Origin of the sequence: Pseudoalteromonas sp. OFAV1 (genome assembly GCF_021532595.1) — a bacterium.
In the GTDB taxonomy this organism is placed as follows: Bacteria; Pseudomonadota; Gammaproteobacteria; order Enterobacterales; family Alteromonadaceae; genus Pseudoalteromonas; species Pseudoalteromonas lipolytica_C.
Map to the genome: position 1 here is coordinate 25,372 of NZ_JAKGBG010000002.1, position 18,852 is coordinate 44,223.

General features: G+C 39.7%; 16 protein-coding genes. 14 read left to right on the plus strand and 2 right to left on the minus strand.

What is annotated here, in order from left to right; genetic code table 11:
* Positions 1–11 precede the first annotated feature (11 nt).
* The 11 genes from L1267_RS01270 to L1267_RS01320 all read left to right on the plus strand — a co-directional run bounded on the left by L1267_RS01270 (position 12) and on the right by L1267_RS01320 (position 12,521).
* Positions 12–1,223, plus strand: coding sequence for an ATP-binding protein (locus L1267_RS01270; protein ID WP_235381867.1), 1,212 nt, complete (start codon positions 12–14; stop codon positions 1,221–1,223).
* Positions 1,220–1,753, plus strand: a complete 534-nt coding sequence (locus tag L1267_RS01275) for a response regulator transcription factor (protein WP_235381868.1) — start codon at positions 1,220–1,222, stop codon at positions 1,751–1,753. The genes L1267_RS01270 and L1267_RS01275 overlap by 4 nt, the downstream gene beginning before the upstream one ends.
* Positions 1,754–1,906: 153 nt before the next feature.
* On the plus strand, positions 1,907–2,311 hold the full coding sequence (locus L1267_RS01280; protein ID WP_135926519.1) for a DUF1761 domain-containing protein: 405 nt from the start codon (positions 1,907–1,909) through the stop codon (positions 2,309–2,311).
* A gap of 41 nt (positions 2,312–2,352) precedes the next feature.
* Complete coding sequence (locus L1267_RS01285) at positions 2,353–2,604, plus strand: hypothetical protein (protein WP_055021979.1); 252 nt, start codon at positions 2,353–2,355, stop codon at positions 2,602–2,604.
* Positions 2,605–2,751: 147 nt separating this feature from the next.
* Complete coding sequence (locus tag L1267_RS01290; RefSeq protein ID WP_135926521.1) at positions 2,752–3,021, plus strand: CBU_0592 family membrane protein; 270 nt, start codon at positions 2,752–2,754, stop codon at positions 3,019–3,021.
* Between the two features lie 174 nt (positions 3,022–3,195).
* Complete coding sequence (locus L1267_RS01295; protein ID WP_235381869.1) at positions 3,196–5,178, plus strand: TonB-dependent receptor plug domain-containing protein; 1,983 nt, start codon at positions 3,196–3,198, stop codon at positions 5,176–5,178.
* Between the two features lie 23 nt (positions 5,179–5,201).
* Positions 5,202–6,941 (plus strand): sensor histidine kinase, encoded by a 1,740-nt coding sequence (locus L1267_RS01300; protein ID WP_235381870.1) that lies wholly within the window; start codon positions 5,202–5,204, stop codon positions 6,939–6,941.
* Positions 6,938–8,308 carry a sigma-54-dependent transcriptional regulator gene (locus L1267_RS01305; RefSeq protein ID WP_199526927.1) on the plus strand — a complete coding sequence of 457 codons (1,371 nt, stop codon included), beginning with the start codon at positions 6,938–6,940 and terminating at the stop codon, positions 8,306–8,308. Before L1267_RS01300 ends, L1267_RS01305 begins: the two co-directional genes overlap by 4 nt.
* 213 nt (positions 8,309–8,521) lie before the next feature.
* Positions 8,522–9,481, plus strand: coding sequence for a porin (locus L1267_RS01310; RefSeq protein ID WP_235381871.1), 960 nt, complete (start codon positions 8,522–8,524; stop codon positions 9,479–9,481).
* A gap of 57 nt (positions 9,482–9,538) precedes the next feature.
* The gene (locus L1267_RS01315) at positions 9,539–10,969 is read left to right on the plus strand and encodes an SLC13 family permease (RefSeq protein WP_235382012.1); all 1,431 of its coding nucleotides are present in this window, start codon (positions 9,539–9,541) and stop codon (positions 10,967–10,969) included.
* 139 nt (positions 10,970–11,108) lie between these two features.
* The gene (locus L1267_RS01320) at positions 11,109–12,521 is read left to right on the plus strand and encodes a coniferyl aldehyde dehydrogenase (RefSeq protein WP_235381872.1); all 1,413 of its coding nucleotides are present in this window, start codon (positions 11,109–11,111) and stop codon (positions 12,519–12,521) included.
* 71 nt (positions 12,522–12,592) lie between these two features.
* On the opposite strand, the gene L1267_RS01325 is transcribed toward L1267_RS01320, so the two are convergent.
* A complete protein-coding gene (locus L1267_RS01325) occupies positions 12,593–13,315 on the minus strand; it encodes a tetratricopeptide repeat protein (protein WP_135926527.1) in 723 nt (240 codons plus the stop codon).
* 549 nt (positions 13,316–13,864) lie between these two features.
* Between L1267_RS01325 and L1267_RS01330 the strand changes: the two genes are divergently transcribed.
* The 3 genes from L1267_RS01330 to L1267_RS01340 all read left to right on the plus strand — a co-directional run bounded on the left by L1267_RS01330 (position 13,865) and on the right by L1267_RS01340 (position 17,825).
* The gene (locus tag L1267_RS01330) at positions 13,865–14,716 is read left to right on the plus strand and encodes a DUF6279 family lipoprotein (RefSeq protein ID WP_235381874.1); all 852 of its coding nucleotides are present in this window, start codon (positions 13,865–13,867) and stop codon (positions 14,714–14,716) included.
* Between the two features lie 111 nt (positions 14,717–14,827).
* A complete protein-coding gene (locus tag L1267_RS01335) occupies positions 14,828–16,663 on the plus strand; it encodes a serine hydrolase domain-containing protein (protein ID WP_235381876.1) in 1,836 nt (611 codons plus the stop codon).
* Positions 16,664–16,781: 118 nt separating this feature from the next.
* Complete coding sequence (locus L1267_RS01340; protein WP_235381879.1) at positions 16,782–17,825, plus strand: GGDEF domain-containing protein; 1,044 nt, start codon at positions 16,782–16,784, stop codon at positions 17,823–17,825.
* A 12-nt stretch (positions 17,826–17,837) separates the two neighbouring features.
* On the opposite strand, the gene L1267_RS01345 is transcribed toward L1267_RS01340, so the two are convergent.
* The gene (locus tag L1267_RS01345; RefSeq protein ID WP_135926531.1) at positions 17,838–18,782 is read right to left on the minus strand and encodes a LysR family transcriptional regulator; all 945 of its coding nucleotides are present in this window, start codon (positions 18,780–18,782) and stop codon (positions 17,838–17,840) included.
* Positions 18,783–18,852 lie beyond the last annotated feature (70 nt).

An 18,852-nucleotide genomic window follows, 5' to 3' on the forward strand; every position in this document is an offset into this window, starting at 1 on the left:
ACACCTCTGCTATGCAAACTGATCCGGCTCTTAGCCGCTTACTGGTGTTAAGAAGTGCCGCAATTGCAGTGCAATTTATTGCTGTAATGGTTGTGTACTTCTTATTTGAACATCAAATTGCCTTACTGCCTTTACTATCCGTTATTCTAATTGAAGCTATTTTTCAGCTGTTGAGCATATTTGCTTATCGAAAAGTAACAAAAGCGAAACCTTCTGCTGTATTAATGCAGTTAACTGCTGATTTATTGTTTTTGACGATACTTTTGTCATTGAGTGGTGGAGCAACTAACGCGTTTGTGTCGTTATTGTTGTTACCCATTATGATAGCTGCGGTATCTGTTAATGCCAAAGGACTTGCCTATACCGCTGTGCTGGCAATTGCAGCTTATAGCTTTTTATTGATAAAGATGCCTGAACACACCATGCACCAAATGCAAATGACTCATCATTTTATTGGCATGTGGATTAATTTTGTTATCAGCGCCATTGTTATCGCATTTGTTATTGGCACATTAAATAGCACGTTAAGGGCCAGAGAAGCTACTATTGCAAAGGCCCGTGAACAGCAACTTAGGCATGAGCAGCTATTAACACTCGACGGTGCTGCCGCGCAAGTTACGCATCAATTAGCAACACCTCTTGCAAATTTGCAGCTTTTATTTGAAGAGTTGCAAGAACAACAAGCTGATGATCCCATTGTGCAAGAAATGGCTAAGCCATTGGCACAGTGTAAACAGCAACTTGAACATTTTAGGGCACTATCAAATGCCTTAAGAACCGGTGAAACACAAAAGGTGATCAGCGCTCAAACATTACAGCATACAATTGAAGATGCCATGACATTGCATTTTCCTGAGCAAAGCTTACAGTGGCTCAATGATGCGCCACAGTGCTCCATTTTGAGTGATGCTATGTTATTACCAGCAATTTTGAACTTGTTACAAAATGCAGTTTTAGCGAATATAAAAAACCAACAAAATACCATAGAAGCTAACTGGCAAATAGATAACCAACAACTGTCGCTTTCTTTAAGAGATTTTGGGCCAGGTTTTAGTGAGCAACAAATGTCCGCACTAGGAGGGCAGTTAATGCCTAGCAAAAGCGGTATGGGTATGGCAGTACTGCTATCAAATGTAACTTTAGAGCGTTTAGATGGTTCATTAACGCTATGTAATCACCAACAGCTGGGTGCAATTGCCACCGTAAGTCTTAAGATCGTATGAAACTGTTAATAATCGAAGATGATGTAAACCTTGCCACCACACTGGCAAGGCGTTTTACAAAACATGGCTTTGCATGTGAGCTTGCCCATAATAAAGAGCAAGCAATGCAAAAACTAAACGATGTTGATGCGAGCCACTATTTGGTTGATCTAAAACTCGGTGACGACAATGGCTTAACCTTAATTAAACCGATAAGAACACAGTTTCCAACTGCTCGCATTGTGCTATTAACCGGTTTTGCAAGTATTGCTAGTGCTGTTGAAGCAATTCGTTTAGGTGCTGACGACTACCTACCAAAACCTGTTGATTTTAATTCATTATTCAAAACAATATTGGGTGACGCTGAAGCAAACCCATTATTAGAAGATACAAAGCCGAGCCAAGTTATGTCGCCAGAGCGATTAGAATGGGAGCATATTCAACATGTACTCCATAGTAATAATGGCAATATTTCCGAAACAGCACGACAACTCAATATGCACAGGCGAACTTTGCAGCGCAAATTACAAAAAAAACCAGTTCAACAATAAACAAGCTGTTTCCTTGGTGGGAACGCGTGTTAAGTGACATCCTAAAGTATTATTTTGATGTAGACAGGTATAAATCTAAGTCTTTTTGGTTTGCTGCATCGCAGATCCTTAACTACAGTCAAATTAGTACTGTTCGTTGTATGAGTTTGCAATATGCATTTTTCAGAACTTAATTTTTTTGCTATTTTTTTTGCTGGCCTTGCCTCATTTCTTCTAGGCGCGCTGTGGTACTCACCTTGGCTATTTAAGCGAATTTGGATGGAAAGCTGTGGTTTAACAGAGCTTGATTTACAAAGTATCAATCCAATTAAAGTCTTTGGTGGTAGTTTTATTTTATGCTGCATAATCGCCTTTAGTTTATCCTTATTCATTGGCTCGCACGTCAATGTAGGAGTGGCAGTAGGTACTGGCTTTATTATTGGTTTATGTTGGGTTAGCTGTGCCTTGGGGATTGGTTATATTTTTGAGCAGCGTCCATTAAAGCTTTTTTTGGTGAATGCAAGTTACTCTATATTACAGTTTTCGCTTATTGGCCTTGTTTTGGGACTGTGGTCTTAACATGGTAGGATCAGTGTTTTAGAAGTAAAATCGGGTAGTTAATGGCTAAACCAAATAAAAAAGGCCCAACTAAAACAGTCGATATTTTTTGCTCACAATGTAAAAGCCAATTATTTAAATACCGCAAAGGTGGAAAAGGGGCCTTGGTTAAATGCTTTGTTGAGCGTATTAGCCAAGACTTTACCAATGAAACAGGCATTTGCCCTGACTGCCAACGTCAATTTGCCCGCGAGACCATGATCCGTGGCGCACCTGCTCTAAAAATTATCGGTGGTAAGGTGACGCATAAATAGGTTTAAAATACGGACATTTATCCTCGTTTCTTCCTCATGCTCTGATACTATTGACCGGTTTGCTGTTTCAATGAATGAAAACAACCCTCCCCATGGATTGGGCCAGTTGTATGGGTATAAACACATGAACAAAATGGATTCACGCACGTGATAGCACTTTTATTTGATATTATTGGCATGACAGGCACATTCTTAGTGGTTGGTGCTTTCTTTTTATTACAACTGAATAAAGCATCGCCAACCGGCCTTGTGTATAACATGATGAACTTAACAGGGGCAATTCTGTTACTGATTAGTCTTTGTTATAACTTTAACCTTGCTAGTTTTGTTATCGAAATTTTCTGGATAGCAGCGTCACTTATTGGTTTATATAAGTACATCAAAGCAAAGCGTACAGGTAATATTGAAACAGCTTAATTAAGCTTCATATTAAAACCCATTTTTAGTTTAAAATGGGTTTTTTGTATCTACTTCCGAGAACTCTTCAACTAAAATTATAAAAACATTGCAAGCTTGCCAATCTTTTGTATTAATAGTGTAAACAGTGTGTTGCTTTTGCAGCATGGGCTATTAGTACAGGTATCTCGCAGCGTGAAGCTATTAAGATGTTCAGCACTTTTTTCAATTGTAGTTGCTTCAACCATCTCTTCGGTTGCTCATTCAACTGAAGAACAAGACTTATTTTCTTTAAGTTTTGAGGACTTGCTTGAGGTACATGTTGATCTGGCAACTAAAACTACTGAGACCTTGTCGTCAGTTCCTTCTACTATGACGGTGTTTAACCGCAAGCAAATTCAAGCACTTGGTATCGATAATGCGTATGAGATAATGAACTTCGTACCAGGTATGCAATCAACTCGTGGAGACTGGGTTGGCGCCGTGCCTAAAGATCATGCACGAGGCGTTTATCTTGATAGCGGTAATGTATTAGTGATGATCAATGGTGAGCGAGTTAATGAGTCATCATTTGGCAAAGCCTCTGTTTACATGCCTTATATTCCTATTGAAGTCATCGAAAAAATAGAGTTTATCCGCGGTCCAGGCTCAGCGATTTATGGTAGTAATGCGTTTTTAGGGGTGATGAATATTGTTACCTCTAAAGAGCGAAATGCTATACAACTCGTGGTTGGCAATAATGGTCGCTATGGGGCAATAGGGCAGTTTAACCGCACTGTTAATGACAGTACCGCTGTGTATGCGACATTTTCTTATGATCAAAAAGACGGTGAAAGCTATCCGCAAGGGGTTAAAGATCCACTTGAAGCAATTTATCTCGAAGCGGGTGTTGATTACAAAAAGCTCAAACTAAGTGCTCGTTACAACAAAACAGAACTCGATGAGTTTTTAAACCTTGCAGGCTACTCAAAGCAAAACCAACATACTAGTGATAACACCTTTGTTGGCATTAAATATAACTGGGTTAATAACGATAAGCTAAAGCTTGACTCAAGTTATTCATACACTGAGCATAATATTTCTAGCGCAGGTTTAATAGTTGCATTTGATGATATGCCTGACTTTTTAGTTGGCCCAGCTTGGCAAACTACAGATAGTAAGTTTGAAACTGAGTTGAGTTATCAATTTAATAATCAATGGCAGCTTGCTGCAGGAGTAGAGTACTCAGAGGCTAAACAAGTTGAAGCTGGAATTCGCACCAGTTATTACGACGACCAATCAGGTCTGATAATTATAGATCCTAGCTATTATCAGCAAGGTATTGTTACTGTTATGGATTTTCCTGAGTTTGCGGCCCTCAAATACACCTTTGAAACATATAGTGCGTATGGGCAACTAAAAATCCCTTACACAAAAGCATTTACTCTATATGTTGGAGCACGCTATGACGATGTGAACAACATCGACAGCAAACTTTCGCCTCGTCTTGCTGGTGTATATGTCATAAACCCAGAGCATACCGTTAAGTTACAATATGGCGAGTCATTCAGAACACCTGTTACTAACGAGCTTTTTTCAAATGATGATGTCACAGTAGGCAACCCGGCACTTCGCTCTGAGTCAGTAAAAACTACTGAGCTGGTTTGGCATTTTCAAACATCTGAGTTACAAGCTAATGCAGTGCTTTTTTATAATGAATTAAACGACTTTATAAACATTGAACCTACACAATCTAATGATGCCTTATTTACCTTTGCAAACTCCTTTAATAGCCAAAACAGTGGTATTGAACTTGATGGTACTTGGCAATCAAATAAAGAGTTCTCTGTAACAGGCACCTATACTCAATACTTTGAAGACCCAATTAATGCAAGTTTCAAGCGGTTTGCAAGCTTAGTAACTAGTTATAACTTATCTGACAGTTGGCAACTAAGTTTAAATGTATTGTGGCGAGACAAAGTTGAGGTGAGCTCGGTGAGTGGTGCCTATTTTAAACAGTCAGCCTATACTTTGCTAGGCGGTAGCTTAAAGTGGCAGCTAAATGCCAAAAGCCAGCTAATGCTTAAGGCAGAAAACCTGTTAGGCAAACAATATAACGTGTTTGATCCACGCATGGACAATGGCGCAGTTGCTGGTACAACTGAAGATTTATCGTTACACTACCAGTTCAATTTCTAGTTGCGCTTATCTCAAAGGTTTGAATGTCGTCATTAAGTAAAAAGTTAGTTTTTGCAGGTGCAATGCTTTTATTGTTGCTTGTGTTAGTTTTTTACCTTGGACGCGCTCACGATTATCAACAAGCAGAGCAACAAAGTCGTGTTCAAGCTACTCAGTTAAGTCATTATTTTTCAAGCGAGTTAGCCCGCTTTAAAACTATTCCTACCTTAGTTAGCGCCAATGATTTGGTTAAATCATTTTTGGTTAATAAAGGTACTGGCGAACAGGCTGTTAACTATTACCTCGAAGATATTCAACGAGCCAGCGGTGCATCTGATGTTTATTTAATGGATTTAACAGGCTCGGTCGTGGCAAGTAGTAACTGGCAAGTTGATTACACCTTTTTGGGCAGTAATTTTGCATTTCGGCCATATTTTTATTTAGCCAAGCAAGGTGAAAAAGTTGCTTATTTTGCTTTAGGTATGCGTTCCAGTGAGCGGGGCATTTACTTTTCAGAGCCCGTTATAGAGAAGGGCAAAGTGATTGCCGTCGTCACGTTAAAAGTAAATGCTAAAAAGTTTGAACAAGACCGCCAGCTTCTTAATGCATCAGACAGCACCCATTTTTATATCGCGCTAGAAGATAGCGTGATTGTGATGTCGGATGTCGCCGATTGGCGTTTAAAGTCACTTAATACACTAAGTGATGAACAAATGGCCGCTTTGGTTAAGTCACGCCGATACTTATCACATAAACCAAGTTTGCTCATGTACACCAACAAGCCATTAAGTGAAAAAACCGCTCAGCAAAGTATTCAACTTGATGGCAAAGAAGCGCGCTTTATCAGTGCGACAGAAACAATAGATATTATAAACGCTAAAGCTAATGTGCTTGTGGATGTGACGAATGTTGAGCTTGCGCAAATCCCAAGGCTCCTCTGGTTTTGTGTGTTTTATGCCATTGCAGTGGTATTAATTCATATGGCTATGGTGCGTTTTGCTGGCTATAAAAAGCTTCTGTTTTCAAGGCACAGCCTTGAGCAAGAAGTGATCGAGCGAACTCAAGCGCTCGAAAAAGCCCAAAAAGCGCTGATCCAAACAGCCAAACTTGCAACGATAGGTCAATTAAGTGCGGGCATTAATCATGAAATCAATCAGCCTTTAAGTGCTATGAATACTTATTTAGTGAGTGCAAAACGGTTACTTATCAAAGGCAATATTGAGCAAGCCAGTGAAAATTTAGTGCTAGTGCAGTCACTCATAGAGCGTGTCCATAAGATTGTCGCGCAACTTAAGCATTTTAGTAAACCGGCGCAAACTCAACTTAGGCAGCAAAGCCTCGCAAGTATGTTAAAAAATGCCTTAATGATTGCCAGTGCACAATTAAAACAAGACGATATCGAAGTGAAAGCTGCTGATATTGACGCACACATAACCGTGTGGGTTGACAGCGTTAAGTTTGAACAAGTATTGGTAAATGTGATCACTAATGCCAGCCAAGCAATGAGTGAATCTGAAAAACGCGAATTGAGTTTTGAGCTCGAACTTTTCGATGACCGCGTAAAACTCTCTATTCTTGATACGGGCCCGGGTATTGATCAACACGCGTTAGGTAACATCTTTGAGCCATTTTACAGTACTAAAACCAGCAATGGTTTGGGTTTGGGCTTATCGATTTCACGACAAATTATCGACTCATTTAACGGTCGATTATCTGCGCACAACCGCCCTGAAGGCGGCGCACAATTTATAATAACCTTACAAACAAATAAGGAACCATCATGAGTGTAGTTGCAGCGACCTGTAATCAGGTAATCGTTATTGATGACGAAGCGGTGATCCGCGATTCATTAAAGCAACTCCTTGAGATTGAAGGTTATCAAGTTCAGTGTTTTAGTGAACCAACCGCGGCGCTTTCAAAATTGAGTCGTCGTTTTGAGGGAATTGTATTAAGCGACATAAACATGCCAAAAATGGATGGCTTGGCATTTTTAGAACAAGTTAAAGCCTTCGATAGCGAGTTACCGGTTATTTTTCTTACCGGCTTTGCTGATGTATCTGTTGCCGTGAAAGCTATGCAGCTTGGCGCTTATGATTTATTTGAAAAGCCACTAACAGAGCAGTTGTTAGATTGTATCGCTCGCGCTTCAGAAAAGCGTGCTCTAGTGATGGAAAACCGCGCGTTAAAATTAGCAGTAGAGAAAACCTCTGCGCCCGGTGTGCGTATTTTAGGTGAAACAGAGCAAATGCAACAAATGATGCATTTACTCAATGCGGTAATCGACACTCCCGCCGATGTTTTAATAGAAGGTGAAACAGGCACAGGCAAAGAGTTAGTTGCCCGTTACTTGCATGATCAAAGTAATCGTTCTGGGGCTAATTTTGTTGCCATAAACTGCGGCGCTATCCCTGAGCAACTCATTGAGAGTGAACTTTTTGGTGCAGCCAGTGGCGCGTACACTGGTGCAACGCAATCTCGCCAAGGTAAGTTTGAATTTGCTAAAGGCGGCACTGTATTTTTAGATGAAATAGAGTCAACACCCGCAAGCTTACAAGTAAAGTTATTGAGGGTGCTTGAAGAGCGAAAAGTAACGCCTGTAGGTGATAACCACGCCATTGATTTAGACGTGCGCATAGTTGCGGCCACAAAAGTAGACTTAATGACACTGGTCGAAGCAGGGGAGTTTAGAGCCGATCTCTATTACCGCCTAAATTTAGTAAAAGTGAGTATTCCGGCATTGCGCGACAGAAAAGCCGATATTCCATTACTTTTTAAACATTTTAGCTCAATAGCGGCTACACGTTTTCATAAACCACCGGCACCGTTGAGTAGTGAGGCAAAACAACGACTACTTGCTTATGATTGGCCTGGCAATGTGCGAGAGCTTAGAAATCAAGCCGAGCGTGCTGTATTGCTGGGCTCTGATCTAGCCTTTGCCTCATACAGCGATTCAAACAATGAGAACGAACTTGCTCAGGACTTAAGCCTAGCCGAAAAAATTAGCTTTTATGAACAATCACTCATCGAAGAAGCCCTTGAGCGTAACAACGGTAGCATCAAAGACACCATGGTCACCTTACAAATTGCACGTAAAACTCTCTACGACAAGATGACCAAATACGGTATTAATCGCGAAATGTTCAAAGACTAAACAACCCTCTCAGATTAAACTCTTCACAATGGGTGGAACTGGTGACAGCATGTTTTTAAAAATGTGTGGATATCCACCCATAAAAGCCAGTCTTAGATAGACAAATAAATATAACGTGCTGTTATTTATTGGTTTTTATAAAATTAACTAAGTTGGCAACCAACTTGCCTTACTTGTTAGGAACAACAATTTGAACCTAATAAGGGGCGCATAATGACAACAATATTCACTCATACAAAAACACGCGTAGCAGCGGCTGTAATTTTAGCGAGCACAACAGGCTCAGCAATGGCAGCAGAGTACGCTGTATACGGTAAAGCAGAAGTTCAAATAGCAAACACAGATACCGGCGTTATGCGCTATGCTGACGAAGGTACACAAATTGAGGCACCTTTTTCGCGAATTGGTATTAAAGGCAGCCACAAACTAACAGAATCGCTTAAAGCGGTATTTAAATATGAAGTACAAGTAAAAGGCTTTGAGCACGATGACACAAACGAGCCATTTTCAGCGCGTAATACTTATTTAGGGCTTGCTGGAGATTTTGGTGAAGTCGTTGTGGGTCGTAACGACACTCGTTTTAAATACTCTGAAGGTAAACTAGACGGCTTTAACGAAACACAAGCAGATATCGCTCAGCTGATCCCAGGTCAAGACCGTATCGGCGATACCATTACTTACAGCTCAAAAACGTATGGTGGCGCATCACTTGCGCTAACTTATGCACCAAAAGATGACAGCAGCAATGATGAATCTGGTTTTGCGGCAACGGTTATTTATGGTGACCGTGCATTAAAATCAAAAGACTACTATGTTGCTATTAGCCATGTCGATGCACTTAACAAATTGACGGCAAGCCGTGTGGTTGCAGCATGGAAACTTGAAAACCTCCAGCTTGCGGGTTTGTTCCAGCGCAGCGAGTCAACAGATGGCACGAAAGAAGGCAATGGCTATGCTCTCAGTGCAAGCTATGCAATTGATAAATGGGTACCTAAACTGCAATACGTTAAAGATGACTCAAAAATTCGCCATGCTGAAGAAGGTAAACAATGGACAGCAGGTGTTGACTATAATTTTGATAAACAAACCACAGCATACTTATTCTATACTGATTTAGATTTAGAGCTTGAATCAGACAACAGCGTTGCAATTGGCCTTAAATACAAGTTCTAAGGAGTCGGTATGTCATTAGTAAATCAAACAAAAGATGGCTCTCAGCCACGCCCATTAATGAGCACAGTAATGTTACTTCTGGGTCCATTAGTGATGTTATTAACTTGTATTATTGAGCCTCCAGCAGGTATGAGTGTAGCTGCACTTCGTACCGCAGGCCTAGCATTTTGGATGGCTTCTTGGTGGGTCAGTGAAGTTGTGCCAATTCCTGCGACTTCATTATTGCCACTTGTAATATCACCTCTTGCTGATATTGCAGCAATCAAAGGGGTCGCGTCACCGTATGCACACCCTTTGATCTTTTTATTCTTAGGCGGCTTTTTGATCTCAATCGCAATGGAGCGTTGGGGTTTACATAAGCGTATTGCACTTAACACTATGCTTCGTGCCGGAACTAAACCTAGCCTGCAAATTTTAGCCATGATGTTAGTAACAGCATTCTTATCAATGTGGATGTCAAATACTGCAACAGCTGTAATGATGCTACCTATTGCTATGTCGATTAATATGTTGGTTAAACAGTCTAACCCTGACAATGACCAATTTGGTAAAGCATTGTTATTATCAATCGCTTATGGCGCAAGTATCGGTGGTATTGCAACGCTAATTGGTACGCCACCAAATGCACTTATGGCAGCATACTTATCAGATAGCTATAAGATTGATATTGGCTTTGCCGAATGGATGAAAGTAGGTGTACCACTTGCGACTGTTATGCTTATTTTATGCTGGGTTTGGTTAACTAAATTTGCTTATAAAGTAGATACACAATGTGCAAAAGCAGCGAGTAAAGATACTAAATCGCTATTTTTATCACAGTTACAAGAGCTCGGTGCTATGCAGCGTGCAGAAAAAGGTGTAGCAATAGTATTTGTTTTGGCAGCTGTTTGTTGGATCTTCAGACCGTTACTGGCTGATCTTTCTGGCTTAAAAATTTCTGACACCGGTATTGCTATCGCAGCAGCCTTATTATTATTTGTGTTACCAGCAAACAAAGGTGATGGTGAGCGTATTCTTGACTGGGAAAGCGCAGCTAGAGTGCCATGGGGTGTGTTACTTTTATTCGGTGGTGGTTTAACACTGGCTGCACAAATCAAATCATCAGGCCTTGCGGAATACATTGCCCATATGATTGAAGGGGCAAGTGCAATTCCATTGGTTTTAAGTGTACTAGCAGTGGCTACCTTAATTACCTTCTTAACTGAGATCACTAGTAACACAGCAACAGCAGCAGGTTTCTTACCACTATTAGGCCCGGTAGCTGAATCTGTATTTGGTACGCCGCTTGTGTGGGTTATTCCGGCAGCGATTGCGTGTAGTTGTGCGTTTATGATGCCAGTTGCGACACCGCCTAATGCGATTGTTTTTGGCTCTGGGCAAATTCAAATGCGCGATATGATTCGTTCTGGTTTTGCACTGAATATTATTGCGATTGTTATGATCACTCTTGTCACAATGACAATTGCAGGAGCAGTATTTGGTTTTTAATAACTAGATTATTTTCTCAACCATTTTCCAACCACCGACAGCGCTCCTAGTGAGCGCTGTTTTTTTTGATACGACTAATGTTGCCCATACATGCATTGCTGGTTATAGTTGATAAAATCGCTTTGAAAGAGATGACGTTTTGACTGACACAGATGTACCTTTGCAAATACAATTTAAACAACTTGATGAGGCATTTTTAGCTCAGCCTTATTTACCTATCGCCAGTCGTATTAAGCTGTTGAAACAGATTAAAACTCGGCTTATTGAAAATGAACAAGCATTGGTCGCTGCAACGAGTAAAGATTTTGGTTATCGTACTTCCTTTGATACCGTACTTGGTGATTTATTACCAACGGTTAAAACAATTAGCGACATAATTAAACGTTTACCTAAATGGTCACGTAACGAAAAGCGTTCAGTTGGTATTAGCTTATGGCCTTCAAATGCACATATTCAGTACCAGCCAAAAGGTGTCGTAGGGGTTATAGCACCGTGGAATTATCCTATTCAATTATCTTTAGTACCTGTGATAAGTGCCTTAGCAGCAGGTAATCGGGTAATGTTAAAGGTTAGTGAGTTTACACCCCACACTAACCAGGTAATCAAATCAATAATGACTGATGAGTTAGCACTGCACTGCGTTGTTGTTGAGGGAGATGCCCAAGTCGCCGCAAATTTTTGTGATATCCCATTTGCTCATTTGTTATTTACAGGTTCAACTTCTGTTGGTCGTAAAGTCATGCAAGCAGCAAGTAAGCATTTGACACCTGTTACTTTAGAGCTTGGCGGAAAATCACCCGTTGTTATTCTCGATGACGTAAATATTAAGATGGCGGCAAAAACACTGTTATTTGGAAAGCTGAACAATGCAGGACAAATATGTGTTGCCCCAGACTATGTATTTGTACCTAAAAAGCTTGAGCACCAGTTGGTATTGCAGCTATGTGAACTGTATAAAAAAGTTTATAAGCAAGGTGTTGAGGGCAAAAACTTAACTTCAATAATATCAGATGCTCAGTATCAACGTTTAAAGTCATACCTACACGATGCAGAGCAAAAGGGGGCGCAACTGTTTAGCCCACTTGATGATGATCAACATGATGACTTAAAACATCGTATGGGCTTGCATTTAATCACACAAGTGAATGACGATATGCAAGTTATGAAGGATGAAATTTTTGGCCCTCTGTTACCAATTATGACCTACGAAACAGAGCAGCAAGTCATAGATTACATCAATCACCGCTCTCAACCTTTAGCCCTGTATATTTTTGGCCATAATAAAGAACAAATCAAAAGAGTCAGTCAATCTATTCGCAGTGGAACTTTAGCAATTAATGATTTACTTATGCAGGTGACAGCTGATCAATTACCGTTTGGCGGAATAGGTGAGTCTGGAATGGGTAATTACCACGGTATTGAAGGGTTTAAAACTTTCAGTCATGCGCGCAATACTTTGGTTTCGGGTAAATTCAACCCACGCACACACTTGTTATTAAAGCAGAATAAGTGGCTTATTAAGATATTAAAATGGATGTACTTGCGCCCTTAGGCGCAAGTACAAAACATTTAAAGCTCATTTTTAGCTAACTGGTTATCACTGAATTAAGCAAGTAGTTACGCTTATAAGCGGCCATCAGGGGCATATAAACCTGCCTGAATTTTTGCGTAAATTGCATCAGCTTTTTCTTTTGCGGCTTCAATTTCTGCAGGTAACATACTGCGTTCATCAAGCTTGCGGCTATGGCTTGCATCCATGTTGCCGTTGTATTCAGCAATGGTATTCCAAATATAAGATTTCTCTAGGTTTTTTGGAACGCCAAGGCCTTCATAGTACATCAGAGCCATATTAAACTGGGCAAGTGTAAAATTATTCGCTGCCGCCTTTTGATACCAGCTAAGTGCAGTGCGGTAATCTTGTAATACACCTTCACCATTTGCATACATAACACCTAGGTTATATTGAGCTGCGGGGTGATTCTTCTTAGCTGCCATCTCAAACAGCGAAATAGCTTTTTCTTTGTCGAGTTTTACACCTTTGCCTTCTTGGTAAAGAACTCCAAGTGCAAACATCGAATCAGCGTGAACTTTTTTTACGGCTTGTTGATAAAGCTCAGCTGCTTTTTGGTAGTTACGCTGTACACCAAAACCACCTTCGTACATTTTAGCAAGTTCATACATTGCCGGTGCAAAGCCCCGATCTGCTAAATAGTTGTATTCTTTTAATGCTTCTTCAAAGCGACCTTCATTAGCCGCCAATTGAGCATCTTCTAGGCTAGCATGTACAAAAGGTGAGAGGATTAATGCGCTAGTAAGCAATAGTGATTTCAAGTTAGGCTTGATCATTGTCTGCCTCCAAATGTGTGTTAGTTATCAACAGCTACAAACTTAGATATTGATAAATGCATTGCCAAACTCGCAAAAGGGCAAAACATTATTTTTAGTTTAGACCCAACAGTATTAAATGCCCAATTTGAAGGCAATAGCAAGTACATAATTAAAAAAGTAGACACAAGATACAGATTTTACAGAAAAATTAAAGAAATAAAAAAAGCCCATGATGGGCTTTTTAGTGTCATATCTACCGTCACCGATATGAGCAATGTAGCAAGTAAAGTGTAACGTTTTATGTCGCTGCTTGGGTCGAGGAAGCCGCAAACAATCAAGTGTTAAATCTTGAACAAATCCAGAAAAACACCATCAAAGCCTTATAGACATTGATATTGTTGTGAGATTAATAGCCTACCTGAACTTGTTGATAACGATTATTACTTAGATTAGCGTGGGCGTCAACACTTAAATGATAATTAATTTCATTTAGAGGGTGTTGCTGATTATTTATTCTCAGTGTTAACTTAATAAGGTACTAATTAAAATTAGATTAATAAATTGAGCATGATGAAAAAAATAGCAAAGTGTTTAATCACATTGAGTTTACTTTTAGGAGTTGCTGGTTGTTCTCCTAGCTTCACTTATAACAATTTAGGTTGGCTGTCAGGATTCTGGATTGATGATTATGTTGACTTAAACAATGAGCAAGCTGAAAAGTTTGAACATATAGTTAAAACCAGCCGTGATTGGCATCGAGAGACTCAACTGCCTCTTTATAAACAGGACTTAGAAAGTTTAAAACTAATGTTAGAAACTGACGTTAATCACGCTCAATTAAAACAGCATTTCAGCCAAGCAAAGCAACATTGGCAAACACTAGTTGATAAGCTAGAACCAGAATTGATCGATTTAGCTAACGCATTGAGTTATGAACAACGAGTTGAATTTGTAGCGGCACTGCAAGATAAAATCAATGAAGAATATTTAGAGCATCAAGAAAAATCTGCTGAGCAGCACAAACAAGAACGTCTAGATGAAAATCTTGAGAATTATAAAGAGTGGTTTGGCTCAAAGTTATCAGCTGAACAAAAAGCACTGATCGAATCGGCATCTAACACTCGCATTAGTACATTTTTACTTTGGATGCAGTACAAACAAAAGCGCTTAGATGCTTTAAAATCTTTGTTTATGCAAAAAACTAAGCCTGCGGATTTTGATCAACAGTTAGCGGTGATCATTAATAATCGTTTGGCTTTTATGAGTGATGAATTAATCAAAGCTGACGATAAAAATCTAGATGACTACGTAACCTTACTGCTTGCCTTAAAACCAACTCTTACAGACAAACAGCGTCGAAATGTTCGTGAAGAGCTTGATGATCTAATCGATGATGTTACAGATTTAATGAATGACTAAATAATCACACCTCGCTCATAGTCGTATTTTTAATAAATAACTTTCTAGCTTGCGGTTAGTAAATACGCCGCAGGTCAACTTCTTGTTGCCTAAGGAATGGTTTAATAAAACATGAAACACCTTGTAAAATTTTTAGTTATTGCTGTAACGGCATTATTTTTTGTATCTCATGTAACCTTGGCTGACGAAAAGTTTGGGTCAGAAATAGAGTTAAGTAATCAAATTGAACACTCTTTGCATAACGAATCTCTAATAGGCGTTGTTTGGTCAACAGTGAGTGCAAATAAAATTGCGCAAGGTGCAAAAGGCTATGCAGACTTTACGAATTTAAAACCTATGACGACAGCTAATAAGGTGCAAACAGGCTCTATCGTTAAAACACTTATTGCTACTGGGGTGTTGCATCTTGTAACAGATAAAAAACTCTCCTTGGATACCCCGGTTACTGAAATATTACCAGATATTGGCTTGCAAAATCCTTGGGCCTTGAACACACCAGTTCGGGTTAGACATTTACTTGATCATACGTCAGGGCTTGAAGACATTCGGCTTTGGCAATTATTAACGACACAAGCAAAGCCTGATACGGCTCTAAAAGAAACCTTTACTGAAAGTCAGTTGCGTATTAGAAATCGCCCCGGAAGCCGCTTATCCTATTCTAATCTTGGTTATGCAATTTTAGCTATGGTGATTGAAGCCGTTGTTAAAGAGCGCTATGAATCTTACTTAGATAAACACTTGCTTGAACCGCTGGGTATGCACATGAGTACATTTAATTTTGTTTCTCAAGTAGGACAGTTTAGTGATCCTGCGCTTGCTATGGGCCATTTTGAAAATGGCGTTAGCCAAGCCACGTTACCAATGTTTTTAAGACCGGCAGGGCAGTTCACAACGACAGCTTATGATATGGCTTTGTTTGCGCAGTTTTTAATGGGCGATGGCAAGATTAATGACCGTATATTTATTGAACCGACATTATTAACAAGCATGGGAAAGCCTTTTAAAACAGAAGCTACCTTAAATAATTTAACTGATATCGGCTATGCGCTAGGCGTAACTACACGCGACCGGCATAATGTGGTTGGCAAATGCCACAGTGGCTCTACTTTAGGTTACCGCACTAACTTTTGCTTTTTTCCTGAGCAACAAAAAGCATTTTTTATCGCTTTTAATGCCGATATAGAAACTGCAAATTACAAACAATTTGATAGCATGCTGATTAGCAACCTTGGTGTAAATAAGGCCAATGCAATAGCTCCATCAAAAGCGCAAGTAGCGCTTGATGATTGGCAAGGGTTTTACACGCTTTCCCCAAACAGAATGAAAAGATTTGCCTATTTTGATCGCCTACTTCATTTTGCAACAGTGAGCTCAAATGGCGAAACGCTAACACTGTCACCATTTCAGTCTCAGCAAAAAACCTTGCTAGCTACAGGCGGTAATTTGTTTCGTGAAGAAACAAAGCGATTTCCTTCACACACTCTGTATATTTCTGAAAATGGTCAACATATGATCAGTGATGGTTTTCGAACATATGAACAAACCAGTCTTTGGAAGTTACTGCCGATGTGGCTCAGCCTCGCCATCGGCGTAATCGCCATACTATGGATATTAGTATATGGCGCTATTTGCTTGGTTAAGGGGCAATTATGCTTGTCGTCACCTCTATTATTGCCTTTTACGGCGACGTTATTTCTTTTTGTACCGCTGCCTTTATTTTTAACTCAATCATTTTTAAATATTGGTGAGTTTACACTTGCCAGTGCATTGTTAGCATTAGCCACGACAATATTACCGTTTGCTATGACTTACGGGTTATGGCGTATATTTACTCATGAAAAGTTGAGTAAAATGAATTTGTTAAATAGTTTAGCAATGGTAGCAGCTTTGCAATGGTCACTCATTTTAGCACTTTGGGGTGTATTTCCGTTATTGCTTTGGAGCTAAAATGTTTAACAATTGTAGGTAAAAAAGTGCATTGTTATGCACTGTTTGGTAATAAAATGTTCCTAATTATGGTGAATCACGTTAAAATCTGCTTACTATAATTACGGCAGGAAATCTAATGGATATCGGCGCACTGAGAGGTACTCAGGCTTTACGAAATAACGTTCTGAAATGGATGGGATTTTGCTTGGGTGTGCTTGCTAGTATCTTTGCCGTTTTTAATTTACTTGTTACAAACATGATTTTATTAGGGGCACTTGAAGTTATTTTCGCCCTGTTCTGTTTTTATATTTTCTTTTATACACGAAATCACAATGGTCATCGCTGGCAATCCGTTACATTATGTATTTTTTTAACGGTTTTAATCACGCTCGGCACGTATTTAAGTAACATAAAAAGCGTGTTGTTTATTTGGACCTGTTCATTACCTATTTTGTTTTACTTGCTGTTAGGTAAACAAGTTGGTTTGTACCTTTCATTAATAGCCGCTGTCACTCAAGCCGCGATTCTATTAGCTAAACCTAGTTTAGAACCCCTTAATACTATTAATTTCTTACTTAATTTTTCTTTTACCTACATCAGTATTTGGGCGGTGTCTCATACCTTTGAAAACAGTCGTGCAGAGTATGGACAGCGGCTCGAAAACTTAGCTTTACTTGACCCGTTAACGGGGGCTGGTAATCGCTTAGCAATGACACACTATTTTGAAATTGAACAAACAAATAAACATGGTTTGTTTATCCTTATGTTAGACCTTGATTATTTTAAAAAAATTAATGATCACTATGGCCACGAAATGGGAGATCGCGTTTTAATTGAGGTGACTAGGTTTTTCAGACAAAGGATTACTAAAGGATATGTGTTTCGTATTGGTGGTGAAGAGTTTGCTATTTTTTTACCAAACAGCGACCCTCAAGGTGCATTAGATTTTGCACAAGAATTAAGAGAGCAGTTAGCATCGACAATTCACAATATTGACGAGCAAGCGATCAACCTCACTGTGAGTATCGGTGTTGCTTGCTATACACCAAACCAAACCCTAAAAAGCTTTATAAAACGAGCTGACGATGCACTTTATCAAGCTAAACAGCAAGGCCGAAATAGAGTCGTAACGGCTTATGAGTTAAACCAACAATTAACCCGGTGTAATAAAGCGAGCTAGCGCTTTATAGACTTAACCCTTGTACATAGTGTCAAAATCAGGAATGTTCGCTTCCCATATTGGAATATCTTTGCCTATGTACTCGCGCATCGCATCAAAAAATAAACGTGTTCTTACTGGTAAGTCTCTGTGTGGGTAAACCGCGTACACGGCGCTGTAATCGAGTAATTCCATATCGGTTAAAATGGGCACTAAATCACCGCGTTTTACTTCATCATCAAGAATAAATGCCGGGGCAAGAACATAAGCATTGCCTGAAATAGCTTTCATCAAAAGTACTTCAGCATCGTTTGCACGAAAGACACTTTTAATGTTTTGCTCAATAATATCGCCATCGACATTACGATAGCGAATACCACTAATGCGTTTACTTGGGCTTGAATAACTAGCGGCAGGCAACTCTTTTAAATCTTCAACATGCTTTGGCATACCGTAAGTTTCGATAAACTCAGGTGAGGCCAGCAGTAACATGCGGTTGCGGGCAATTTTTCGGGCAATAAATGATGAGTCTTTTGGCTCGCCAACGCGAAAAGCTAAATCATAACCTTCTGACACTAAATCAATTAGTCTGTCGTCTAAGCGAAGCTCTACTTCTACTTGAGGAAAGCGTTTTTGAAAGTCATTAATGACTGGCTGAATATATCGTTTGCCAATAATACTTGATGAGGTAATTTTTAACGTACCACGGGGTTCTTGATGGTAATTCTCTGCAAGTCTTACGGTATCTGATAGCAAATCTCTGAGTTCAGCTGCTTTTTTTACCATTTCAGCGCCAGCAGCAGTTAACGAAAAGGAACGCGTAGTTCGATTAAGTAAACGCACCCCTAATTCATCTTCAAGACGGCTAATTTGTTTTGAAATGACAGAACGGTCTATATTTCTAGACTCTGCAGCCTTGGCAAATGAGCCTCGTTCAATCACTTCAAGCAACATTAATAAGCGGCTGGTGGTATCCATAGCAGTTCCTTAATCTTTATTGGTGCCATTCTGGCATTAAAGAATTTAAAAATCTATCATTTTTATCCGC

Coding starts and splice junctions, on each gene's coding strand:
- L1267_RS01270 (WP_235381867.1), top strand. CDS start 12: ATGCAAACTGATCCGGCTCTTAGCCGCTTACTGGTGTTAAGAAGTGCC.
- L1267_RS01285 (WP_055021979.1), top strand. CDS start 2,353: ATGGCTAAACCAAATAAAAAAGGCCCAACTAAAACAGTCGATATTTTT.
- L1267_RS01335 (WP_235381876.1), top strand. CDS start 14,828: ATGAAACACCTTGTAAAATTTTTAGTTATTGCTGTAACGGCATTATTT.
- L1267_RS01300 (WP_235381870.1), top strand. CDS start 5,202: ATGTCGTCATTAAGTAAAAAGTTAGTTTTTGCAGGTGCAATGCTTTTA.
- L1267_RS01345 (WP_135926531.1), bottom strand. CDS start 18,782: ATGGATACCACCAGCCGCTTATTAATGTTGCTTGAAGTGATTGAACGA.
- L1267_RS01310 (WP_235381871.1), top strand. CDS start 8,522: ATGACAACAATATTCACTCATACAAAAACACGCGTAGCAGCGGCTGTA.
- L1267_RS01315 (WP_235382012.1), top strand. CDS start 9,539: ATGAGCACAGTAATGTTACTTCTGGGTCCATTAGTGATGTTATTAACT.
- L1267_RS01325 (WP_135926527.1), bottom strand. CDS start 13,315: ATGATCAAGCCTAACTTGAAATCACTATTGCTTACTAGCGCATTAATC.
- L1267_RS01330 (WP_235381874.1), top strand. CDS start 13,865: ATGATGAAAAAAATAGCAAAGTGTTTAATCACATTGAGTTTACTTTTA.
- L1267_RS01340 (WP_235381879.1), top strand. CDS start 16,782: ATGGATATCGGCGCACTGAGAGGTACTCAGGCTTTACGAAATAACGTT.
- L1267_RS01280 (WP_135926519.1), top strand. CDS start 1,907: ATGCATTTTTCAGAACTTAATTTTTTTGCTATTTTTTTTGCTGGCCTT.
- L1267_RS01275 (WP_235381868.1), top strand. CDS start 1,220: ATGAAACTGTTAATAATCGAAGATGATGTAAACCTTGCCACCACACTG.
- L1267_RS01305 (WP_199526927.1), top strand. CDS start 6,938: ATGAGTGTAGTTGCAGCGACCTGTAATCAGGTAATCGTTATTGATGAC.